This window comes from Blastococcus sp. KM273128, from assembly GCF_021698975.1.
In the GTDB taxonomy this organism is placed as follows: Bacteria; Actinomycetota; Actinomycetes; order Mycobacteriales; family Geodermatophilaceae; genus Blastococcus.
In genome coordinates, this window is record NZ_SSXA01000037.1 from 18,441 (window position 1) to 37,173 (window position 18,733).

Consider the following 18,733-nt stretch of genomic DNA (forward strand, 5'->3'; position numbering starts at 1 on the left):
GGACGGCCCCGGACGCGCGACGGCGCCGCGCCCTCGGGGGGACGCGGCGCCGTCGTCGTCGATCAGGCGCGGGCCTTGAGGTCCTTGCGCAGGATCTTGCCGGCCGCCGACTTCGGCACCTGCTCGATGAACTCGACGAAGCGGATCTTCTTGTGCGGGGCCACCTTCTCGGCCATGTAGGCCATGACCGCGTCCTCGGTGATCTCCGAGCCGGGCGCGCGGACGACGAAGGCCTTGGGCAGCTCCTCGCCGCTCTCCTTGTCGGGCACGCCGATGACGGCGGCGTCGGCGATCTCCGGGTGGTTGATCAGCACGGCCTCGAGCTCGGCCGGGGCCACCTGGTAGCCCTTGTACTTGATCAGCTCCTTGACCCGGTCGACGACCGTGTAGCAGCCGTTCGCGTCGACGATGGCGACGTCGCCGGTGTGCAGCCAGCCCTCGCTGTCCAGGGTCGCGGCGGTGGCGTCGGGGTTGTTCAGGTACCCCTTCATCACCTGCGGCCCGCGAACCCACAGCTCGCCCCGCTCGCCGGGCGCGGCGTCCTGACCCGTGCCCGGGTCGACCAGCCGGCACTCGGTGTTCGGGATGGCGAAACCGACCGAGCCCTTGGGGACGTCGATGGAGACGCCCGGCGGCTGGGCGTCCGCGTCGGGGGTGGTGTGCGAGACGGGCGAGAGCTCGGTCATGCCGTAGCCCTGGCCCACCGTGACGCCGGTGTCGGCGCCCTTGCGCAGCCGCTCCTGGGCGGCCAGCGCGAGCTGCTCGTCCAGCGGCGCGGCGCCGGAGAGGATCGAGTTCAGCGAGCTGAGGTCGTACTGGTCGACCAGCGGGTGCTTGGCGAGGGCCAGCAGGATGGGCGGCGCCACGAACGCCCGGGTGATCTTCTGGTCCTGGATGGTGCGCAGGAAGTCCTCGAGGTCGAACCGCGGGAGGGTCACCACCGCGCCGCCCAGCGCCAGGCCCTGGTTCATCAGCACGGTCAGGCCGTAGATGTGGAAGAACGGCAGGACGGCGATGATCCGCTCGTCCGAGCCCGTCTTCAGCAGCGGCAGGCACTGGGCCACGTTCGCCACCAGGTTGCGGTGGGTGAGCATGACGCCCTTGGGCAGGCCGGTGGTGCCGCTGGAGTAGGGGAGCGTGACCAGGTCGTTGGCCGGGTCGATGTCCACCTGGACCGAGGGCGCGTCGGCGCCGAGCAGGTCGAACAGGTTGGCGTGCCCCTCGGCGCCGTCGAGGACGACGATCTCGTCGACCGGGGACTTCTCCGCGGCCGCCGTCGCGCGGTCCAGGAACAGCCCGATGGTGATCAGGATCTTCGCGCCGGAGTCCTTCAGCTGGAAGGCGATCTCGTCGGGCGTGTAGAGCGAGTTGATCGGGCTCATCACGCAGCCGGCGGCCGCGATGCCGTGGAAGACCACCGGGAACCACGGGGTGTTGGGGCAGAAGACGGCGACGACGTCGCCCTTGCGCAGGCCGCGGGCGTGCAGGTTGGCCGCGACCCGGTCGACGTACTGGGCCAGCTGGCCGTGCGTGATCACGTCGCCCTTGAGGCCGTCGATCAGCGCCGGTGAATCGGGCTTCTCCCGGCCCGCCGCCAGGACGAACTCGGGGACGGAGAGGTTCGGGATCTCGACGTCGGGATACTGGCTCGGCAGCGCCACGGGTGTTCCTCCTCGCATGGTGTGTGGCGCCAGTCTCACACCCGCGGTGTCGCCGCTCACAAGGGGGTTACCGGCGGGTTCACCCGGTCACCGGGGCCAGAGCACCGACTGGGTGCAGCGGAAGAGCGCGATCGTCTTCCCGGTCGCGGCGTTGCGGACGACGGCGTCCCACACCTGGGTGGTGCGCCCGGCGTGCACGTTGGTCGCCTCGCAGGAGAGCCGCCCCTCGCGCGCGGTGCTCAGGTGGTTGCTCTTGAGCTCGATCGTGGTGAACCCGCTGGCGCCCTCGGGCAGCAGCGCCCGCGTGGGCAGCCCGCAGCTGGTGTCGGCCAGGGTGACGACGGTGCCTGCGTGCAGGTAGCCGTTGGGCGCCAGCAGCTCCGGCCGGACGTCGAGGTGGCTGGTGAGCCGGCCGGGCTCGTGGGTGTCGACGACGATGCCGAGCAGCCCCGGCAGGGTGCCCGGCAGCAGGGCGTTGAGCTCGTCGGCGGTCAGGAACCCGGTGGTGGACATGGCTGGCAACCTAAGCCAGGCCGCGGACGGTGCGCACCGGCGGTCGGGTGCCCCGGATCGAGGCCACCATGTCCAGCGTCTGCCGCGTCGGCCCGACGTCGTGGGCGCGGAACACCCGGGCGCCCAGCCACGCGCTCACAGCCGTCGCCGCCAGCGTGCCGGTCAGCCGCTCGCCGAGGGGCACGTCGAGGGTCTCGCCGACGAAGTCCTTGTTCGACAGCGCCACCAGCACCGGCCAGCCCGTGCCCACCAGCTCGCCCAGCCGGCGGGTGGCCTCCAGCGAGTGCCGGGTGTTCTTGCCGAAGTCGTGCCCCGGGTCGACCAGCACCCGCTCGCGGTCGACGCCCGCGGCGACGGCGGCCTCGGCGAGCGCCGTCGTCCGGGTCACGATGTCGGCGACGACGTCGTCGTAGGCGATCCGGTGCGGCCGGGTGCGCGGCGGCAGCCCGCCGGCGTGCGTGCAGACGATGCCCGCGCCCGCCTCCGCCGCCACCGCCGCCAGCTCCGGGTCCACCCCGCCCCAGGCGTCGTTGACGACGTCGGCGCCGGCCGCGAGCGCCTCGCGGGCGACCTCGGCCCGCCAGGTGTCGATGGAGATGGGCAGCCGCGGGTGGGCCGCGCGGATCGCGGCGACCAGGTCGACGGTGCGGCGGACCTCCTCGGCGGGGGAGACCTCCTCGCCGGGCGCGGCCTTCACCCCGCCGACGTCGACCATGTCCGCGCCCTCGGCGACCACCCGGTCGACCCGCTCCAGGGCCGCGGCCAGCTCGTAGGTGGCGCCGCGGTCGTAGAACGAGTCGGGGGTGCGGTTGACGATCGCCATGACCGCGAACGAGCCGTCGGGCACGTCGAGCGCTCCCAGTCGCAGCAACCCGTTCCCCGTCCGATCGTGGTGTGTGGTGGAGTCAGCCAACCAGACCGTCCACGAGGAGGCAGGAAGATGGCGCAGACGACGGCCGAGGGCGTCGAGGGGGTCCAGGGCCTGGTCGGGCAGCACCTGGGCCACAGCGACTGGGTGACGATCACGCAGGAGCAGGTGAACCAGTTCGCCGAGGCGACCGGTGACCACCAGTGGATCCACGTCGACCCCGAGCGGGCGAAGAAGGAGAGCCCGTTCGGCGGGCCGATCGCGCACGGCTACCTGACGCTCTCGCTGCTGCCGGCGCTGATGCCGCAGATCGTGGAGATCACCGGGTTCCGCATGGGCGTCAACTACGGCACCGAGAAGGTGCGCTTCCCCTCACCGGTCCCGGTGGGCGCGCGGGTGCGGGCCGGGGCCACGCTCGAGGCGGCAACGCCGTTCGAGGGCGGCATCCAGATGAACCTCGCCACCACCGTGGAGGTCGAGGGCGGCAGCAAGCCGGCGATGGTCGCGACCGTCGTCTACCGCCGCTACCTCTGACCCTGGCGCTGCTGCGGCCCGGCGGCGCAGCCGGCCGGGTGGTGTCCCCCCGGAAGCTCTGACTCTGAGTGCAGGTGCACTCAGAGTCAGAGCTCCCGCAGCACCACGACCGACCGGAGCCGCGCCCGCCGGGCCGGGCTGCCACGGGCGGCTCCGACCCCCTGGGGCGTTCTGTGCACTAACCGCCGCGGTGTCCCGCTCGGGGCTGCGTCCGAGCGGCGGTTAGTGCACAAAGCGCCGGGCTCAGGTGACGATCGCCTGGTTCACCAGCTGGCGCAGGTAGTTGCGCACCGGCAGCGTGCTCGAGGGCAGCAGCTGCGTGTAGAAGCTGACGGTGACGTCCTCGACCGGGTCCACGTAGAACGCCGTCGACGCCGCCCCGCCCCAGCTGTAGTCGCCGGCGGAGGAGACGACGCCGTAGCGCACCGGGTCGATCACCATCGAGAAGCCGAGGCCGAAGCCCACGCCGCGCAGCGGGGTCTCGGCGAACAGCGGCCGCCCGAAGGTCTCCAGGTCCTGGTTGCCGGGGAGGTGGTTGGTCACCATGTGCGCGAGGGTGCGCGGGCCCAGGATGCGCCCGCCGTCGTAGGAGCCGCCGCGCCGCAGCATCTCCACGAACCGCAGGTAGTCACCCGCCGTGGAGACCAGCCCGCCGCCGCCGGAGAGGAACGCGGGCTTCTGGTGGGCCGCCTGGCCCATCGCGTCCAGCGGCGCGTACCCGGTCGGGGCGCCCCCGGGCTGCCCCGGTACCGCGCCGTAGAGCCGGGCGAGGGAGGCGACGTCGTCGCCGTCGCGCAGCCCGAAGGAGGTGTCGCGCATGCCCAGCGGGGCGAAGATGCGCTGCTCGAAGAACTCGTCGAGGGGCTGGCCGGAGACCACCTCCACCAGCCGGCCGAGCACGTCGGTGGAGACGCCGTAGTTCCACTCGCTGCCGGGCTGGAACACCAGCGGGACCGAGGCCCACTGCCGGCAGACCTCGGCGGAGTCCGCGCCGGGCGGGGTGCCCCACTCGTGGCCCATGGCGCGGTACATGGCGTCCACGGGGTGGGCGTGGTGGAAGCCGTAGGTCAGCCCCGACATGTGGGTGAGCAGGTGCCAGATCCGGATCGGCTCCACCTGCGGGCTGGTCACCGGCTTCATCGCCGACCCGGCGACGTAGACGCGGGTCTCGGCGAACTCGGGCAGCCACCGGGAGATCGGGTCGGTGAGCTGGAAGGCCCCCTCCTCGTACAGCATCATCGCCGCGACGGAGGTGACGGGCTTGGTCATCGAGAAGATGCGCCAGCGGGTCGATGTCTCCACCGGCAGCCCCGCCTCGACGTCGCGGAAGCCGCCGCGGCCGACGTGCACCAGGTGCCCGTGGCGGGCCACCGTCACCAGGAAGCCCGGGAGCTGGCCGTCGTCGACGTACCGGGAGAGCCGGTCGTCGATGCGGGCCAGCCGGGCGGGATCCATCCCCACCTCGGCCGGGTCGGTGCCCACCTTCAGGTCGTCGCTCACGCCCACCTCCGGTCACCGGGGTCGCCCGCCGCCGGGCGACGCCTCGACCGGCATCCTGGCTCACGCGGTCGTGAGCGCGGACACACGGGGTCGAGGCGCCGGCCCGGCTGCGGGCGCGGCCGGATCAGACCGGGACGGAGCTCGCGGCCTTCTTCAGGTTCGAGCCGGCGGTTACCTTGACGGTGTTGGCCGCGGGGATGTCGATCGACTCACCGGTCTGCGGGTTGCGGCCCGTGCGGGCGGAGCGCTGGGTGCGCTCGACGGTGATCAGCCCGGAGACGGCGACCTTCTCGCCACGGGTGATGGCGTCGACCAGTTCGTCCTGCAGCCCGGCGAGGACCGAGTCGACGGTCGAGGCCGGGACGTCGGCGCGCTTGGCGATGGCGGAGACCAGTTCGGCCTTGTTCATGGAGCAACCTTTCCGTAGGGGGTGGCGGTGCCGTGTCCGCGGCACGCTGCCGGCTTGTCCACCCGGACGCGCGGAGCGCCACCGGGGTTCCCGCACCCACGCGTGGCGGGGGGCGGGACCCGGTATCGCGGGGATTCCGGGCCGGGGGCACGGTGTCATGCCGTGTCGAGGTCTGACCAGTGGGGGGTGCCGGGAAACCCGCAGCTGACCCGCTGATCACAGCCGCCACGCCCCCGGCGCGCGCCTCTCAGACGTCGCGGATGTGCCCGCGCACCGTCGCGGCGAGCTCCGGGGTCACCTCGCTGATGCCGTGGGTGGCGGCGTGCGGCGCGACCTGCGCGAAGATGCCGTCCACGTCGGCGGCGGTGAAGGCCGCGTCGCAGCCGGGGACGACGTCGCCGCAGGCGAAACGCTTCATGGGGTTCTCCTCTGGTCGGGGTCAGTGGCCGGACCGGGCGGGGGATGCCAGGTCCTCGATCCGCAGCAGCCCGAGCACGTGGCCGGCCGGGTCGGTGCAGACGACGGGGTCGAAGCGGTGCGCCGGCGGGCGGGTGAGCGCCCGGCGGAGGGTGTCCTCGATGCCGGTCGACGGGTGCACCCGCAGCGAGACCGGCGCGGTGTGGACCTCGCCGGTCCGGGGGTCGCACAGCAGCAGCGCCGTGGGCTCGCCGTGCGGACCCACCAGGACGGCGGGGGGTGTGGCCGGCTCCTCGCCCAGCACGCACTGGCGCACCGGTCGGACCAGGCTGGCGACGCTCTCGGTCAGCCGGGCGCGGGCGGTCTGGGCGCGCACCAGCCGGACGACGTCGGGGTCCAGCGGCCGGAACTCCGGTGCCGGGCGGCCGAGCAGCCAGCCCTGCGCCAGGGGCACGCCCATGCGGGCGAAGGCGGCCAGCTCCGCGGGCTTCTCGACGCCTTCGGCGAGCAGCCAGGCGTCGATGCGGCCGGCGAACTCGCCGATCATCTCCACGAGCGCCATGCGCACCGGGTCGCCGTCGACGTCGGAGACCAGGGCCCGGTCGAGCTTGACCAGCTGCGGCCGCACGGCGGCGAGCTGCTGCAGCCCCGAGTAGCCGCTCCCGGCGTCGTCCACGGCGATCAGCGCACCGCGCTGCCGCAGCACGTCGGTCTGCCGGCGCAGCGCGGACAGGTCGGCGACCGGGGTGTGCTCGGTGAGCTCGACGACGACGCGGTGCAGGTCGGGACGGGCGGCGAAGGCGTTCTCGATGACCTCGGCGCCGAGCAGGTGGGGGCTGACGTTCACGGTCAGGAAGGTGTTGGGCGGGAGCCGGTCGACGGCGGCGAGCGCCTTGTGGATGGCCAGCGCCTCGAGCTCGGCGACGATCCCGGCCTCCGCCGCGGCGGCGAACCAGACGTCGGGCCCGGTGGAGCCGGGGAAGCGGGCCAGCGCCTCGTACCCGGCGATCGTCGCGCTCGCGAGGTCGACGATCGGCTGGAAGGCGAGGGTGAGGTCGTCGGCGTCGGCCAGCAGCGGCCGGCAGTCCGGCAGAGCGCTCGTGCGCAAGCCCAGCATGGCCAGGTGATCGACCGGCGCGGGCCGGAGCTTGACCGGGCCCGCACCGCCTCACCCGCCGGAGGGGTGCTCCCCGCGGTATGCCGGTCCCGGACCGGCGGCGCGGCGTGCCAGCATGTGCGGGGAAGTCCCCGGTCCGGGGGCGGCGAGCCGGGCGGAGGGTGCGTGGCCACGACAGGCGCCGCCGTTCCCGGGGGTCAGCGCGGTGAGGACCCCCTCACCGACCCGCTGCGCGTCGCCGCTGCCCGCCGGCTGCTGCTCGAGGTACCGGGGCCGGCCGCCTTCGACCGGTTGTCGGAGCTGGCCGCCCGCCTCCTGGACGTCGGGCACGCCAAGGTCACGCTCTTCACCGACCACGACGTCGTCGTGGGCGGGCACGGGCTGCCCGCCGGTGTGGTGGGCGGGCCGGCGCCGCTCACCGGAGCGCTCTCGGCCATCACGGTCCGCCAGGGCCGGCCGCTGAAGATCGCGGCGGCCGCCGAGGACGCGCGGGTCGCCCAGCTGCCCGCCGTCGTCTCCGGCCAGGTCGGCGCCTACCTGGGTGCCCCCCTCGTGGCCGCCTCGGGCCAGGTGGTCGGGGCGCTGGCCGTCTACGACCCCGCGCCGCGCGCCTGGTCGGAGGACGCCGCCGAACTGCTGGAGCAGCTGGCCGCCTCCGTCGTCGCCGAGCTGGAGCTCTCCGCCGCGCAGTCGGCGGTCGGCACCTCGCGGGCCTGGCTCGAGGTGGCCCTGGAGGCCAGCTCCGTCGGCATCTGGGAGCGCGATCTGCGCACCGGCACCATCCACTGGGACGACCGGTGCGCGGCGCTGTTCGGCCTGGACTCGGCCGTGGACTTCGACTCGCTGGACGACGTCCTCACCACGCACGTGCACCCTGACGACCACGCCGCCGTCGCCGATGCGATGCGCGTCGCGGTCGAGGAGCGCGGCGACTACACGGTGGAGTTCCGGGTGCTGCGCGAGGACGGCGCCACCCGCTGGGTGCTGGGCCGGGGCCGGGTGGTGGCGGACGCGACCGGCGCGCCGGCCCGGGTGCTCGGCACGGCCGTGGACATCACCGACGCGCGAGGTCAGGCGCAGCGCCGGTTCACCGCGGTGCAGCGGGCCGCCGCCATCGCCGAGGTGGCGGCGGAGCTGGCCAACGCCGCACGGCTCGACCAGCTCGCCGACATCGCGCTGCGCGGGGCGCAGGTGCTGGGGGCGGACTCCAGCGCGCTGGCCGTCTTCGACTCCGCGGGCGGCCCGCTGCGGCTGCGCATGACCGGCAACCTGGTGGCCCTCGTCCAGGCCAGCGCGCCGGACCTCGAGCTGCTCGAGGGCGTCGTCCTGCCGATGGACGACGCGCTGCCGGCCCAGCACGCGGCCCGCCACGGGCGCCGGATCCTGCTGGACGACCCCGCCGACGCGGTGGCCCGCTTCCCGGCGCTGGAGCCCGTCGTCGAGCTGCTCGGGCTGCGGGCGCTGGCCACCATCCCGCTGCGCGTCGAGGGGCGGCTGCTCGGCGCGTTCCTCGTCGTCTGGACCGACGAGCACGACTTCACCGGCGACGACGTCGAGGTGCTGGAGGCGCTCGCCGCCCAGATCGCCCTGAGCGTGTCGCGCCTGCAGTCCGAGGCCGAGCGCATCGCGGCGGTGGCGGCGATGGCGCAGGCCAACCAGCGCCTGCGGCTGCTCGCGGAGGCGGGCCGGGTGTTCTCCGGCACGCTCGACATCGACCAGCAGATCGGCCGGCTGGCCTCGCTGGTGCTGCCCGAGCTCGCCGACTGGTGCTGGATCGTGGTCACCGACGAGGCCGGGCGCCTGCACGGGGTCGCCAGCGGCCACCGCGATCCCGCGCGCCGCGAGGAGGTCCAGACCTACGTGCGGGCGATGGTGGCCGACATGACCGAGGAGTCCGCCGCGCGGCGGGTCACGGCCACCGGTCAGCCCGTGGTGCTGCCGGCGATCGACTACGACGTCGTGACCCGCGCGCTGCCCGATGCGGGGACCCGCGAGCTCTTCGCGCGGCTCGGGGCGGCCTCGGCGGTCGTGGTGCCGCTCGTGTCCCGGGGGCAGGCGCTGGGCGCCCTGGGGCTGTTCACCGGTGAGCAGCGCGGTCCGCTGGGCGAGGCGGAGGTGGACACCGCCGTCGAGATCGGCCGGCGGGCGGGGCTGGCCCTGCACCAGGCGCGGCTGTACGAGCAGCAGCGCGACCTGGCCGACGCGCTGCAGCGCAGCATGCTCACCGAGCCGCCGCAGCCGGAGCACAGCGAGATCGTCGTCCGGTACGTGCCGGCCGCCGAGGGCGCGGAGATCGGCGGTGACTGGTACGACGCCTTCCTGCAGCGGGGTGGGACGACGGTGCTCGCGATCGGCGACGTCGTCGGCCACGACACCCGGGCGGCCGCGGCGATGGGCCAGGTCCGCGGGCTGCTGCGGGGGATCAGCTACTCCAGCGGCGGTTCTCCGGCGGAGGTGCTCACCGAGCTCGACCGCGCGGTGCACGGCCTGGCGCTGAACACGATGGCGACGGCGTTGGTCGCCCAGTTGGAGCCCGAGCCCGGCGACGAGGCCGGGCGGATGCGGCTGCGCTGGGCCAACGCCGGGCACCCGCCGCCGGTGCTGCTCGCCTCGGACGGGAGCGTGGTGCTCCTCGACGGCAAGCAGGCCGACCTTCTGCTGGGGGTGGCGCCGGAGACGGAGCGCGAGGACCACGTCGCCGTCCTGACACCGGGGTCGACCGTGCTGCTCTACACCGACGGGCTGGTCGAGCGACGTGACCGCGACATCGACGCGGGCACCGAGGAGCTGCTGGAGGTGCTCGGCGAGTGCGGCGGGTTCCCGCTCGACGAGCTGTGCGACCGGGTGCTGCGGCAGATGATCCGGCCCGACGCCGAGGACGACGTCGCCGTGCTCGCCGTCCGCCTGCGTCCCGAGGCCTGACGCCGGCGGGACGCCCCTGGCGCCGGGTCGGCCCGGTGAGCTCGCATGAGGTGTCCGGCGCAGTAGGGCTCTGCCCACACGGGCGGGGCAGAGCCCTCGTGCGCCGGGATGAAGGTGCTGGGGAACGGCCCCCGTGCAGGGCCCGGTCCGAGCGTGCGAGGACCGGGGGGAGCGACCGGCTGGAACGGCCCCTCTGCAGGGTCCCGCCGCGAGCTTGCGAGCGACGGGGAGCAGAGGGGTCCTTCTACTGGCCCGGCGGGACCTCCACGGCGGTCGCGGTGCCCTCGGGGGTGTGGCTGCCCTGCTCCGCCCGCAGCTCGGCGTCACGCGCGGCCATCGCCTCCTGCCGGCCCGGCTCCTCCTCCAGGATCGCCGCCGCCTTCCACCCGGCCGGGATGGCGAACCCGTCCACCAGCGTGGTCATGTGCGGCCGCAGCTCCTTGAGCAGTCCGTTCACCGTCGCCGTCAGCGTCTTGGCGCGCGCGGGGGTGAGCTGCCCGTGCTCGAGGAACCAGCCCTTGTCCTCCTCGATGGTGCTCAGCGCGTACAGGTCGCAGACCGTGTCGAGGAGCGCCTTGGCCGCCGGGTCCGTGGTGCGGTCGACGGCGTCCACGAACGCCTCGAGCACGATCCGGTCGATGTGCGTGCGCGCCGTCTTGAGCACGTGGTCCTGGACGTCGTTGAACACGTCGAACGGGGCCATGCCGTCGGTCGCCGAGTTCTTCCGCAGCCGCCGGATCGCCCCCTCCAGCGTGTGCTTCTCGCGGAACTCCAGCATCTTCAGCTGCCAGCCCCGGTCGAGCATCGGCACCTCGTCGTCCCGGCCGGGGACGGCGTCGACCAGCCGCTGGATGAGCGCGCGCGCCGCCGTCCGCTCCAGCACCGTCTCGCGCACCATGTCGGCCACGAAGCCGACCCGGCCCCAGCCGTCGAGGGAGCCGAAGGCGTCGCGGTAACCGGTGAGCAGCCCCTTGGCCACCAGCTGCAGCAGGACGGTGTTGTCGCCCTCGAAGGTGGTGAACACGTCGGTGTCCGCCTTGAGGTGCGGCAGCCGGTTCTCCTGCAGGTAGCCCGCGCCGCCGCACGCCTCGCGGCACATCTGGATGGTGCTGGTGGCGTGCCACGTCTGGGCGGCCTTGAGCCCGGCGGCGCGGGACTCCAGCTCCCGCTGGGCCGTCTCGTCGACCTCCTCGCCGTGCTCGTGCACCGCCGTCTGGATGTCGTGCATGGTGCTGACCAGCTCGCTCTGGGCGAAGTGCAGCGCGTAGGTCTTCGCGAGCGCCGGGAGCAGCTTGCGCTGGTGCACGAGGTAGTCGTTGATGACGATCTCGCGTTCCTCGCCGGGGGCGGCGAACTGGCGGCGGGCGTTGCCGTACCGGACGGCGATGTCCAGCGCGAGCTTGGTGGCCGACGCCGCGGAGCCGCCGACGCTGACCCGGCCGCGCACGAGTGTGCCCAGCATGGTGAAGAAGCGCCGGGTCTCGTTCTCGATGCTCGAGGTGTAGGTGCCGTCCTCGGCCACCTGGCCGTAGCGGTCGAGCAGCATGTCGCGCGGGACGCTGACGTGGTCGAAGGTGAGCCGACCGTTGTCGACGCCGAGCAGGCCGGCCTTCGGGCCGTCGTCGCCGATGGTGACGCCCGGCATCGGGTTGCCGTCCTCGTCGCGGATCGGCACCAGCCACGCGTGCACGCCGTGGTTCTTGCCCTGGGTGACGAGCTGGGCGAAGACGACCGCCATCCGGCCGTCCTTCGCCGCGTTGCCGATGTAGTCCTTGCGCGCGGCCTCGTGCGGGGTGTGCAGGTCGAAGGTCTGCGTCGCCGGGTCGTAGGTGCAGGTGGTGCGCAGCTGCTGGACGTCGGAGCCGTGCCCGGTCTCGGTCATGGCGAAGCAACCGGGCAGGTCGAAGTTCATGATGCCGGGCAGGTAGGCCTCGTGGTGCCGGCGCGTGCCGAGCAGCTGCACGGCGCCGCCGAACAGGCCCCACTGGACGCCGGCCTTGACCATGAGCGAGAGGTCGACGAAGGCCAGCATCTCGATCGAGGTGACCGAGCCGCCGGCGTCGGCCTCGCCGCCGAACTCCTTGGGGAAGCCGAGGGTGACCCGGCCGGACTCGGCCAGCTTCGCCGCCATGCGGGTCACCCGCTCCCGCGCCTCGGTCGTCGACTCGCCGTAGACCGGCAGCATCTCCGGGTCGTGCAGGTTCTCGCGGGCGTCCCGGCGCACGTGCGCCCAGCGGCCGTCGAGCGCCTCCTGGAGGCGGGCGGGGTCGACCGTGGGGGGCAGGGTGCTCGTCACAGGTCCTCCTCGGGGGGTTCGGGGGTCACGACGCCGGAGAGTCCGGCCCAGGCGAGATCGGTGAGGTGTGCGGCGAGGTCGCGGCGCGGCATGGGGCGGCCGGCCCGCAGCCACCAGTCGGCGGCGGCGCGGACCAGGCCGACGACGGCGTGGCCCCAGGGCGCGGCGGTCACCGGGTCGCGGCCGGCCCGGTGGAGCGCGGGGGCCAGGATCGCGGCCGCCTGCTCGCCGACGAGGTCGGACAGGCCGGTGATCGGGTCGTCGGCGTCGGCCGGACCCGGCGGGGGGTGCACGACGAAGCGGTAGAGCTCCGGGTCGGCCTCGAGGAAGGCCAGGTAGGCCTCGATCGCGGCACCGAGCATGTCGCGCGGCTGGTCGGAGCTGGTCATCGCCGCGCGCAGCGTCGGGACGAGCTGCCCGGCGACCCGGGTGCAGACGGCGGCGTGCAGGTCGCCGCGGTCGGCGAAGTGGCGGTAGACGACGGTCTTGCTGGTGCCGGCGACCGCGGCGATCTCGTCCATGCCCACACCGGCGCCGTGCCGGCCGACGGCGACGACCGCCGCGTCCACCAGGGCTGCCCGGCGGGCCCGGCGGTGCTCGTCCCACCGCGAGTCGCGGCGGTCGCGGGGGACCCCCGACCGGGCGGCGCTCGACCCGGACCGGTGCTCGGCGCGCCCCTGCCCACCCCCGCCGGCCGCGCTGCGGCGCCCGGCCGGGGCAGCCGCCTCCGCGGGCGGGTCCATCGCCTCCGGTCTCACGGCACCGACGGTACCGGGTACTGTCGGTACCGGCCACCCATCCCCCACTTCGGAGGTCCCCATGGCTGACAGCACGAGGCGCCGGGCGGCGATCGTCGGCGGCAACCGGATCCCGTTCGCGCGGTCGAACTCCGCCTACGCCCAGGCGTCCAACCAGGACATGCTCACCGCCACCCTCGACGGGCTGGTCGCCCGTTTCGGTCTGCAGGGCGAGTCGGTGGGGGAGGTCGTCGCCGGCGCCGTCCTCAAGCACGCGCGGGACTTCAACCTCACCCGCGAGGCGGTGCTGGGCTCCAGGCTCGCACCGACGACCCCCGCCTACGACGTGCAGCAGGCCTGCGGCACGGGGCTCGAGGCGGCGGTCCTCGTCGCCAACAAGATCGCGCTGGGGCAGATCGAGTCCGGCATCGCCGGCGGCGTGGACACCACCTCCGACGCCCCGCTCGCGGTCGGGGACGACCTCCGCCGCACCCTCATCTCGCTCAACAACGCCAGGACCGTCGGCGACCGGCTCAAGGCGCTCGCCCGCATCCGCCCCGGCCAGCTGGTGCCCGAGATCCCGCGCAACGCCGAGCCGCGCACCGGCCTGGCCATGGGTGACCACGCCGCGATCACCGCGGCCGAGTGGGAGATCGGCCGGGAGGAGCAGGACGAGCTCGCCGCCCGCTCGCACCAGCGCATGGCCGCCGCCTACGACCGCGGCTTCTTCGACGACCTGGTGACGCCGTTCCTCGGCCTCGCCCGCGACAACAACCTGCGCCCCGACTCCAGCGTGGAGAAGCTCGCGAAGCTCAAGCCGGTCTTCGGCACCGGCGAGGGCGCCACGATGACGGCCGGCAACTCGACGCCGCTCACCGACGGCGCGTCGGCGGTGCTGCTCGCCTCCGACGAGTGGGCGCGGGCCAAGGGGCTGCCGGTGCTCGCCCACCTGGTCGACGCGCAGACCGCCGCCGTCGACTACGTGCACGGCGGCGAGGGGCTGCTCATGGCGCCGGTCTACGCCGTGCCGGTGATGCTGGCCCGCAACGGCCTCACCCTGCAGGACTTCGACTTCTACGAGATCCACGAGGCGTTCGCGTCCACGGTCCTCGCGACGATGAAGGCCTGGGAGGACGAGGCGTTCTGCAAGGAGAAGCTGGGCCTGGACGCGCCGCTGGGCGCCATCGACCGCGCCAAGCTCAACGTCAACGGCTCCTCGCTGGCGGCCGGGCACCCCTTCGCCGCGACCGGCGGGCGCATCGTGGCCAGCCTGGCCAAGATGCTGCACGAGGCCGGCCCGGGCAAGCGCGGCCTGATCTCCGTCTGCGCCGCCGGCGGCCAGGGCGTCGTCGCCATCCTCGAGTCCTGACCCCTCCCGGCGTTTTGTGCACATAACGCCCACGGACGGACGTCGCGTCGTCCACTGACCGGCGTTATGTGCACAAAAGGCCCCCCTCGGAAGGAGCCCCTCCAGTGGCTGACTGGTACACGACCTTCGCCAACTCCGGCTTCGGCACCACGATCACCAAGCAGCTGGGCCTGCCGCGCCCGGTCGAGCTGCGCCGCTACGAGCCGGGCGAGCCCCTGCTCCCCGGTGCGGTGGTCGTCGGCTCGGCCGGCGCCGGGCGGCTCCGCGACACCGTCACCGCCGTCCTCCGCGACGCCGGGGTGATGGTGCAGTCGCCGGTGACCGCCGACGGCGCGACCGACGGCGGGAAGCTGGGTGCGGTGGTCCTGGACGCCACCGGGCTCACCTCCCCGGCCGACCTGACCGGCGCCCACGACTTCCTCGCGCCGGCCATCAAGCGGCTGCGCGCCTCCGGTCGGGTGCTCGTCCTGGCCGACCCGCCGGTGGAGGCGGCCACCCCGGCGCAGGCCGCGGCGCGCCAGGCGGTGGACGGGCTGGTCCGCTCCATCGGCAAGGAGCTCCTGAACGGGTCGACGGCGAACGCCCTCTTCGTGCCCGAGGGCGCCGAGGCCTCGCTCACCGCTCCGCTCCACTTCTTCCTCTCCGGGCGCTCGGCCTACGTCGACGGCCAGCTGCTCACCGTCTCGGCGGCCGACGTCCCGGCCAACGCCGACGACGTGACACCGCTGGCCGGCAAGGTCGCCGTCGTCACGGGCGCGGCGCGCGGCATCGGCGCCGCCATCGCGCGGGTGCTGGCCCGGGACGGCGCCCACGTGGTCGCCGTCGACGTCCCGGCCGCCGGGGACGCGCTCGCCGAGGTGGCCAACGGGATCGGCGGGACGGCGCTGCAGCTGGACATCACCGCCGCCGACGCGCCGCAGCGGCTGGTCGAGCACCTGCGCGAGCGGCACGGCGGTGTCGACGTCGTCGTGCACAACGCCGGCATCACCCGCGACAAGCTGCTCGTGAACATGGACGCCACCCGGTGGAACACCGTCATGGCGGTCAACCTGCAGGCGCAGCTGGACATCACCCAGGCGCTGCTGGACGCCGACGGGCTGCTCCGGGACGGTGCGCGGGTCGTCTGCGTCTCCTCGCAGTCGGGCATCGCCGGCAACCGGGGCCAGACGAACTACGCGGCGAGCAAGGCCGGCGTCATCGGCATGGTGCGCGCCTGGGCGCCGGAGTTCGCGTCCCGCGGGGCCACCATCAACGCCGTCGCACCGGGGTTCATCGTCACCGAGATGACCGCCAAGATGCCCTTCGGCACCCGGGAGATCGGGTCGCGGATCAACTCGCTGCAGCAGGGCGGGCTGCCGGTCGACGTCGCCGAGACCATCGCCTGGCTGGCGCAGCCGGCCAGCGCCGGGGTCAACGGCCAGACCGTGCGGGTCTGCGGCCAGTCGATGCTGGGGGCCTGAGATGGCTGACCCCTCCCCCGGGCGGACCGTCCTCGAGCAGCCGCCGAGCATGCCGGCGCTCTTCGCCAAGGCCGTCCTCACCGCGCGCGGCCGGGGCGGCGAGCTGCCCGGCACCCGGCTCGCGCGCACCGGTGTGACCGTCGATCCGGCGAACCTCGCCGGGTACGCCCGCGTCTGCCGGTTCCCGCTGGCCGATGCGTTGCCGGCGACCTACCCGCACGTGCTCGCCTTCCCGCTGCAGATCGCGCTGATGAGCGACCGCGCGTTCCCGCTGGCCCTCCCCGGGCTGGTGCACGTGCGCAACCGCATCGACGTGCTGCGCCCGATCGCCACGACCGAGACGCTGGACCTCGAGGTCTGGGCCGAGCGGTTCGCCCGGCACCGCAGCGGGGCGACGGTCGACCTGTGCGCGTCGGTGCGGTCGGCGGGCGCCGAGGTGTGGCGGTCGCGGTCGACGTACCTGGCGCGCGGTGCGCGGGCGCCCGAAGGGGCACCGGAATCCGATGTGACGGTGGCGGTGGGCGACCTGGACCGCGCGGTCGCGACGTGGCGGGTGCCCGCCGACGCCGGCCGCCGCTACGCCGCGGTCTCCGGTGACGTGAACCCGATCCACCTCTCGGGGCTGGCCGCCAAGGCGTTCGGCTTCAAGCGGGCGATCGCCCACGGCATGTGGGTCAAGGCGCGGGTGCTGGCCGCGCTGGAGAACCGGTTGCCCGAGTTCTCCACCGTCGACGTCGCCTTCCGCAAACCGCTCTTCCTGCCCTCGACGGTCACGCTGTCGACGGCGCAGGCCGGTGGCGGCTGGGACGCCGCGGTCCGCAACGCGAGGAGCGGCACCGAGCACCTGGTGGCGGCGATCCGGCCGCGCTGAGGGCGCCGCGGGTCCGCCCGTCCCGCGCCGGCAGCCCGGCAGCGGTGGGCAGATCCGCACGAGCCGGACCGGGTCTTTCGTCGCCTTCTCGGCTGGATACCGCGACGCCCAGCAGCGGTTTCCCGCGGATGATCACGGTCCGGCCACGCGCCACCACAGGCGTCACCGGGCGCATGTCGGGGGCGCTCGCCGTCTGCGACGGAGTGGTCTCGTAACGCCGCGTCCGACGAGCGGGCGCGCGTCCCGGGCGCCATCCGGGCCCCTCCAGGGAGTCGGCGTGCACCTCGCCCCACCGTCCCGGCGTGCGCTCGGCCTCACGGCCGTCGGCGCCATCGCCATGTCCACCACCGTCTTCGCCCTCGGCGGGGTCGCCCAGGCGGCGCCGGCGCCGTCCTGGTCCGCGTCCGGGTCCGGCGACACCGCGCCCGTGCCGGCCGGGATCTGCCAGGTCCACTGGAAGGTGACCGGGGCCTCCGGCGGGGACGCGAGCGACGGCACCGCCGGGGCCCTCGGCGGCGAGCTGGAGATCTGGACCCTCGCCACCGTCGGGGACGTGTACACGCTGAGCCCGGGCAGCGCGGGCGCCGTCGGTGTCGCCGACGGAAGCGCCGCCGCCGGTGGCACGAACGCCAGTGGTGAGAGCTCGACGCAGGGCGGCACCGGCGGTAGCGACGGATCCGGTGGCGGCGGCGCGGCCAGCGTCGTCCAGGACGGCGGCTCGGTGTACCTGCTCGCCTACGGCGGCGACGGGGGCGGTGCCACCGGGGGCGCAGGTGGCGGCGACGAGGTGAACGTCGGTCCGAGGCCGCTCGACGCCTGGCAGAAGGGCCCGGCCGAGGTCCCGGGCGCAGGCTCGATCACCGCGGAGGGGATCCCGTGCGCGCCTCTCCCGCCCTACTTCATCGGCATGGAGTCCGGCGACCGGGCGCTGTCCCTGCACTTCGCCGACATGCCGACCAGCGGCCCAGCCGCGGCGCCCACGGTCGGCTTCGAGTACACGATCGACGGCGGCGTGACGTGGCTGCCGTTGGCCGCCGACCCCGCGGACGACACGTCCTGGGTGACGATCACCGGCCTGACCAACGGCACCGCCTACACCGTCCAGCTGCGGGCCCTCGGTGGCTCCGACACGGTCCCCAGCGAGCCCAGCAACCCGCTGACCGCCACCCCGTACGCGCCGGTCGGGACCCCGACCAACGTCGTGGTCACCCCCGGTTCGTCGTCGACCACGATCACCTGGGACGCCCCTGCGCCGGTCCCCGGCGCGGCCGCCGTCGACTCCTACGAGGTCGTCCACACCTCGGGCGGTGAGCTCGGCGGCTGGTTCTGCGGCACCGACCGGGACGTCCGCACGTGCACCGGGTACCTGGCGCCGGGCAGGGAGTACACGCTCCGGGTGGTCGCGCTCGGCACCGACGGGCTGTACGGCGCGCCCGCCGAGGTCACGACGGGTGTGATCCCCTTCCCCGCGACCGTCCCGGCCGCGAACGGCCGGCTGCAGAAGGCCGGGGCCGCCGGCAGCACCGTCGCACCGGGGCAGAAGGTCACCCTGACCGGTGCAGGGTTCAGCCCGGGGTCGGAGGTGACGGTGCTCGTCTACTCGGAGCCGCAGGTGCTCGCCACCACGGTCGCGGACGGTGACGGTCGCATCTCGGTCGAGGTGACGGTTCCCGCCGGGCTCGCCGCGGGCGACCACACGCTCGTCGCCATAGGCGTCGATGCGGCGGGCCACCCGTACACCCTGACCCTGCCGATCACCGTCTCCGGTGGGACCACCGGTTCCGGCGGCCTCGCGTACACGGGTGCCGACATCGCCTTCCCGGCCATCGGCGGCGTGGCCGCGCTCGCGGTCGGCGGCGCGCTGGTGCTCGCCGGCCGACGCCGGGGCGCCGCCGGCTGACCCGACGCTCCACCCACGGCGGCCGCCGTCCCTCCCCGGGGCGGCGGCCGCCGGCGTCTGCGCACCCGGCTGGTCATCGCCCGCACCGCCTCGGGCGTGCACGTGCGCAGAGGCGACCCGGCCCGGCGGGCGGCGGGCCGGGCCGGGTCGCCTCTGCGC

The 18,733-nt window shown here is 74.4% G+C and carries 15 protein-coding genes; 6 read left to right on the forward strand and 9 right to left on the reverse strand.

The window, feature by feature from the left end; translation table 11 throughout:
* Window positions 1-62: 62 nt before the first annotated feature.
* The 3 genes from E9529_RS12240 to folP form a co-directional block, all read right to left on the reverse strand.
* Window positions 63-1,661: a 4-coumarate--CoA ligase family protein gene (locus E9529_RS12240; RefSeq protein ID WP_236831424.1), complete on the reverse strand. Its 1,599-nt coding sequence runs from the start codon at window positions 1,659-1,661 to the stop codon at window positions 63-65.
* 87 nt (window positions 1,662-1,748) lie between these two features.
* Window positions 1,749-2,174 carry a PaaI family thioesterase gene (locus E9529_RS12245; RefSeq protein WP_236831425.1) on the reverse strand — a complete coding sequence of 142 codons (426 nt, stop codon included), beginning with the start codon at window positions 2,172-2,174 and terminating at the stop codon, window positions 1,749-1,751.
* Window positions 2,175-2,184: 10 nt separating this feature from the next.
* Window positions 2,185-3,045, reverse strand: coding sequence for a dihydropteroate synthase (folP, locus tag E9529_RS12250; RefSeq protein ID WP_236831426.1), 861 nt, complete (start codon window positions 3,043-3,045; stop codon window positions 2,185-2,187).
* A gap of 69 nt (window positions 3,046-3,114) precedes the next feature.
* Between folP and E9529_RS12255 the strand changes: the two genes are divergently transcribed.
* On the forward strand, window positions 3,115-3,576 hold the full coding sequence (locus E9529_RS12255) for a MaoC family dehydratase (protein WP_236831427.1): 462 nt from the start codon (window positions 3,115-3,117) through the stop codon (window positions 3,574-3,576).
* A gap of 243 nt (window positions 3,577-3,819) precedes the next feature.
* On the opposite strand, the gene E9529_RS12260 is transcribed toward E9529_RS12255, so the two are convergent.
* The 4 genes from E9529_RS12260 to E9529_RS12275 form a co-directional block, all read right to left on the reverse strand.
* Window positions 3,820-5,076 carry a serine hydrolase gene (locus tag E9529_RS12260; protein WP_236831428.1) on the reverse strand — a complete coding sequence of 419 codons (1,257 nt, stop codon included), beginning with the start codon at window positions 5,074-5,076 and terminating at the stop codon, window positions 3,820-3,822.
* Between the two features lie 124 nt (window positions 5,077-5,200).
* Window positions 5,201-5,485: an HU family DNA-binding protein gene (locus E9529_RS12265; protein WP_091932307.1), complete on the reverse strand. Its 285-nt coding sequence runs from the start codon at window positions 5,483-5,485 to the stop codon at window positions 5,201-5,203.
* Window positions 5,486-5,732: 247 nt separating this feature from the next.
* A complete protein-coding gene (locus E9529_RS12270) occupies window positions 5,733-5,903 on the reverse strand; it encodes a DUF1059 domain-containing protein (RefSeq protein WP_236831429.1) in 171 nt (56 codons plus the stop codon).
* Between the two features lie 21 nt (window positions 5,904-5,924).
* Entirely contained in the window at window positions 5,925-7,019 is a 1,095-nt protein-coding gene (locus E9529_RS12275; RefSeq protein WP_236831430.1) for an EAL domain-containing protein, read from the reverse strand.
* Window positions 7,020-7,184: 165 nt separating this feature from the next.
* On the opposite strand from E9529_RS12275, the gene E9529_RS12280 reads away from it, so the two are divergent.
* A complete protein-coding gene (locus E9529_RS12280) occupies window positions 7,185-9,941 on the forward strand; it encodes a SpoIIE family protein phosphatase (protein WP_236831431.1) in 2,757 nt (918 codons plus the stop codon).
* Window positions 9,942-10,185: 244 nt separating this feature from the next.
* On the opposite strand, the gene E9529_RS12285 is transcribed toward E9529_RS12280, so the two are convergent.
* Together E9529_RS12285 and E9529_RS12290 are read right to left on the reverse strand one after the other, a co-directional pair.
* A complete protein-coding gene (locus tag E9529_RS12285; RefSeq protein WP_308195279.1) occupies window positions 10,186-12,237 on the reverse strand; it encodes an acyl-CoA dehydrogenase in 2,052 nt (683 codons plus the stop codon).
* The gene (locus E9529_RS12290; protein ID WP_236831432.1) at window positions 12,234-12,995 is read right to left on the reverse strand and encodes a TetR family transcriptional regulator; all 762 of its coding nucleotides are present in this window, start codon (window positions 12,993-12,995) and stop codon (window positions 12,234-12,236) included. The genes E9529_RS12285 and E9529_RS12290 overlap by 4 nt, the downstream gene beginning before the upstream one ends.
* Window positions 12,996-13,056: 61 nt before the next feature.
* On the opposite strand from E9529_RS12290, the gene E9529_RS12295 reads away from it, so the two are divergent.
* The 4 genes from E9529_RS12295 to E9529_RS22745 all read left to right on the forward strand — a co-directional run bounded on the left by E9529_RS12295 (window position 13,057) and on the right by E9529_RS22745 (window position 18,574).
* Window positions 13,057-14,343 carry an acetyl-CoA C-acetyltransferase gene (locus E9529_RS12295; RefSeq protein WP_236831433.1) on the forward strand — a complete coding sequence of 429 codons (1,287 nt, stop codon included), beginning with the start codon at window positions 13,057-13,059 and terminating at the stop codon, window positions 14,341-14,343.
* 104 nt (window positions 14,344-14,447) lie between these two features.
* Window positions 14,448-15,803, forward strand: a complete 1,356-nt coding sequence (locus tag E9529_RS12300) for a 3-oxoacyl-ACP reductase (RefSeq protein WP_236831434.1) — start codon at window positions 14,448-14,450, stop codon at window positions 15,801-15,803.
* A gap of 1 nt (window position 15,804) precedes the next feature.
* The gene (locus tag E9529_RS12305; protein WP_236831435.1) at window positions 15,805-16,674 is read left to right on the forward strand and encodes a MaoC/PaaZ C-terminal domain-containing protein; all 870 of its coding nucleotides are present in this window, start codon (window positions 15,805-15,807) and stop codon (window positions 16,672-16,674) included.
* Between the two features lie 277 nt (window positions 16,675-16,951).
* A complete protein-coding gene (locus tag E9529_RS22745) occupies window positions 16,952-18,574 on the forward strand; it encodes a fibronectin type III domain-containing protein (RefSeq protein ID WP_236831436.1) in 1,623 nt (540 codons plus the stop codon).
* The last annotated feature ends 159 nt before the right edge of the window (window positions 18,575-18,733 follow it).

What these genes read in the sequence shown, in the direction of transcription:
- E9529_RS12245 (WP_236831425.1), bottom strand. Translation starts at nt 2,174, where the DNA reads ATGTCCACCACCGGGTTCCTGACCGCCGACGAGCTCAACGCCCTGCTG.
- E9529_RS12255 (WP_236831427.1), top strand. Translation starts at nt 3,115, where the DNA reads ATGGCGCAGACGACGGCCGAGGGCGTCGAGGGGGTCCAGGGCCTGGTC.
- E9529_RS12265 (WP_091932307.1), bottom strand. Translation starts at nt 5,485, where the DNA reads ATGAACAAGGCCGAACTGGTCTCCGCCATCGCCAAGCGCGCCGACGTC.
- E9529_RS12270 (WP_236831429.1), bottom strand. Translation starts at nt 5,903, where the DNA reads ATGAAGCGTTTCGCCTGCGGCGACGTCGTCCCCGGCTGCGACGCGGCC.
- E9529_RS12275 (WP_236831430.1), bottom strand. Translation starts at nt 7,019, where the DNA reads ATGCTGGGCTTGCGCACGAGCGCTCTGCCGGACTGCCGGCCGCTGCTG.
- E9529_RS12295 (WP_236831433.1), top strand. Translation starts at nt 13,057, where the DNA reads ATGGCTGACAGCACGAGGCGCCGGGCGGCGATCGTCGGCGGCAACCGG.
- E9529_RS12305 (WP_236831435.1), top strand. Translation starts at nt 15,805, where the DNA reads ATGGCTGACCCCTCCCCCGGGCGGACCGTCCTCGAGCAGCCGCCGAGC.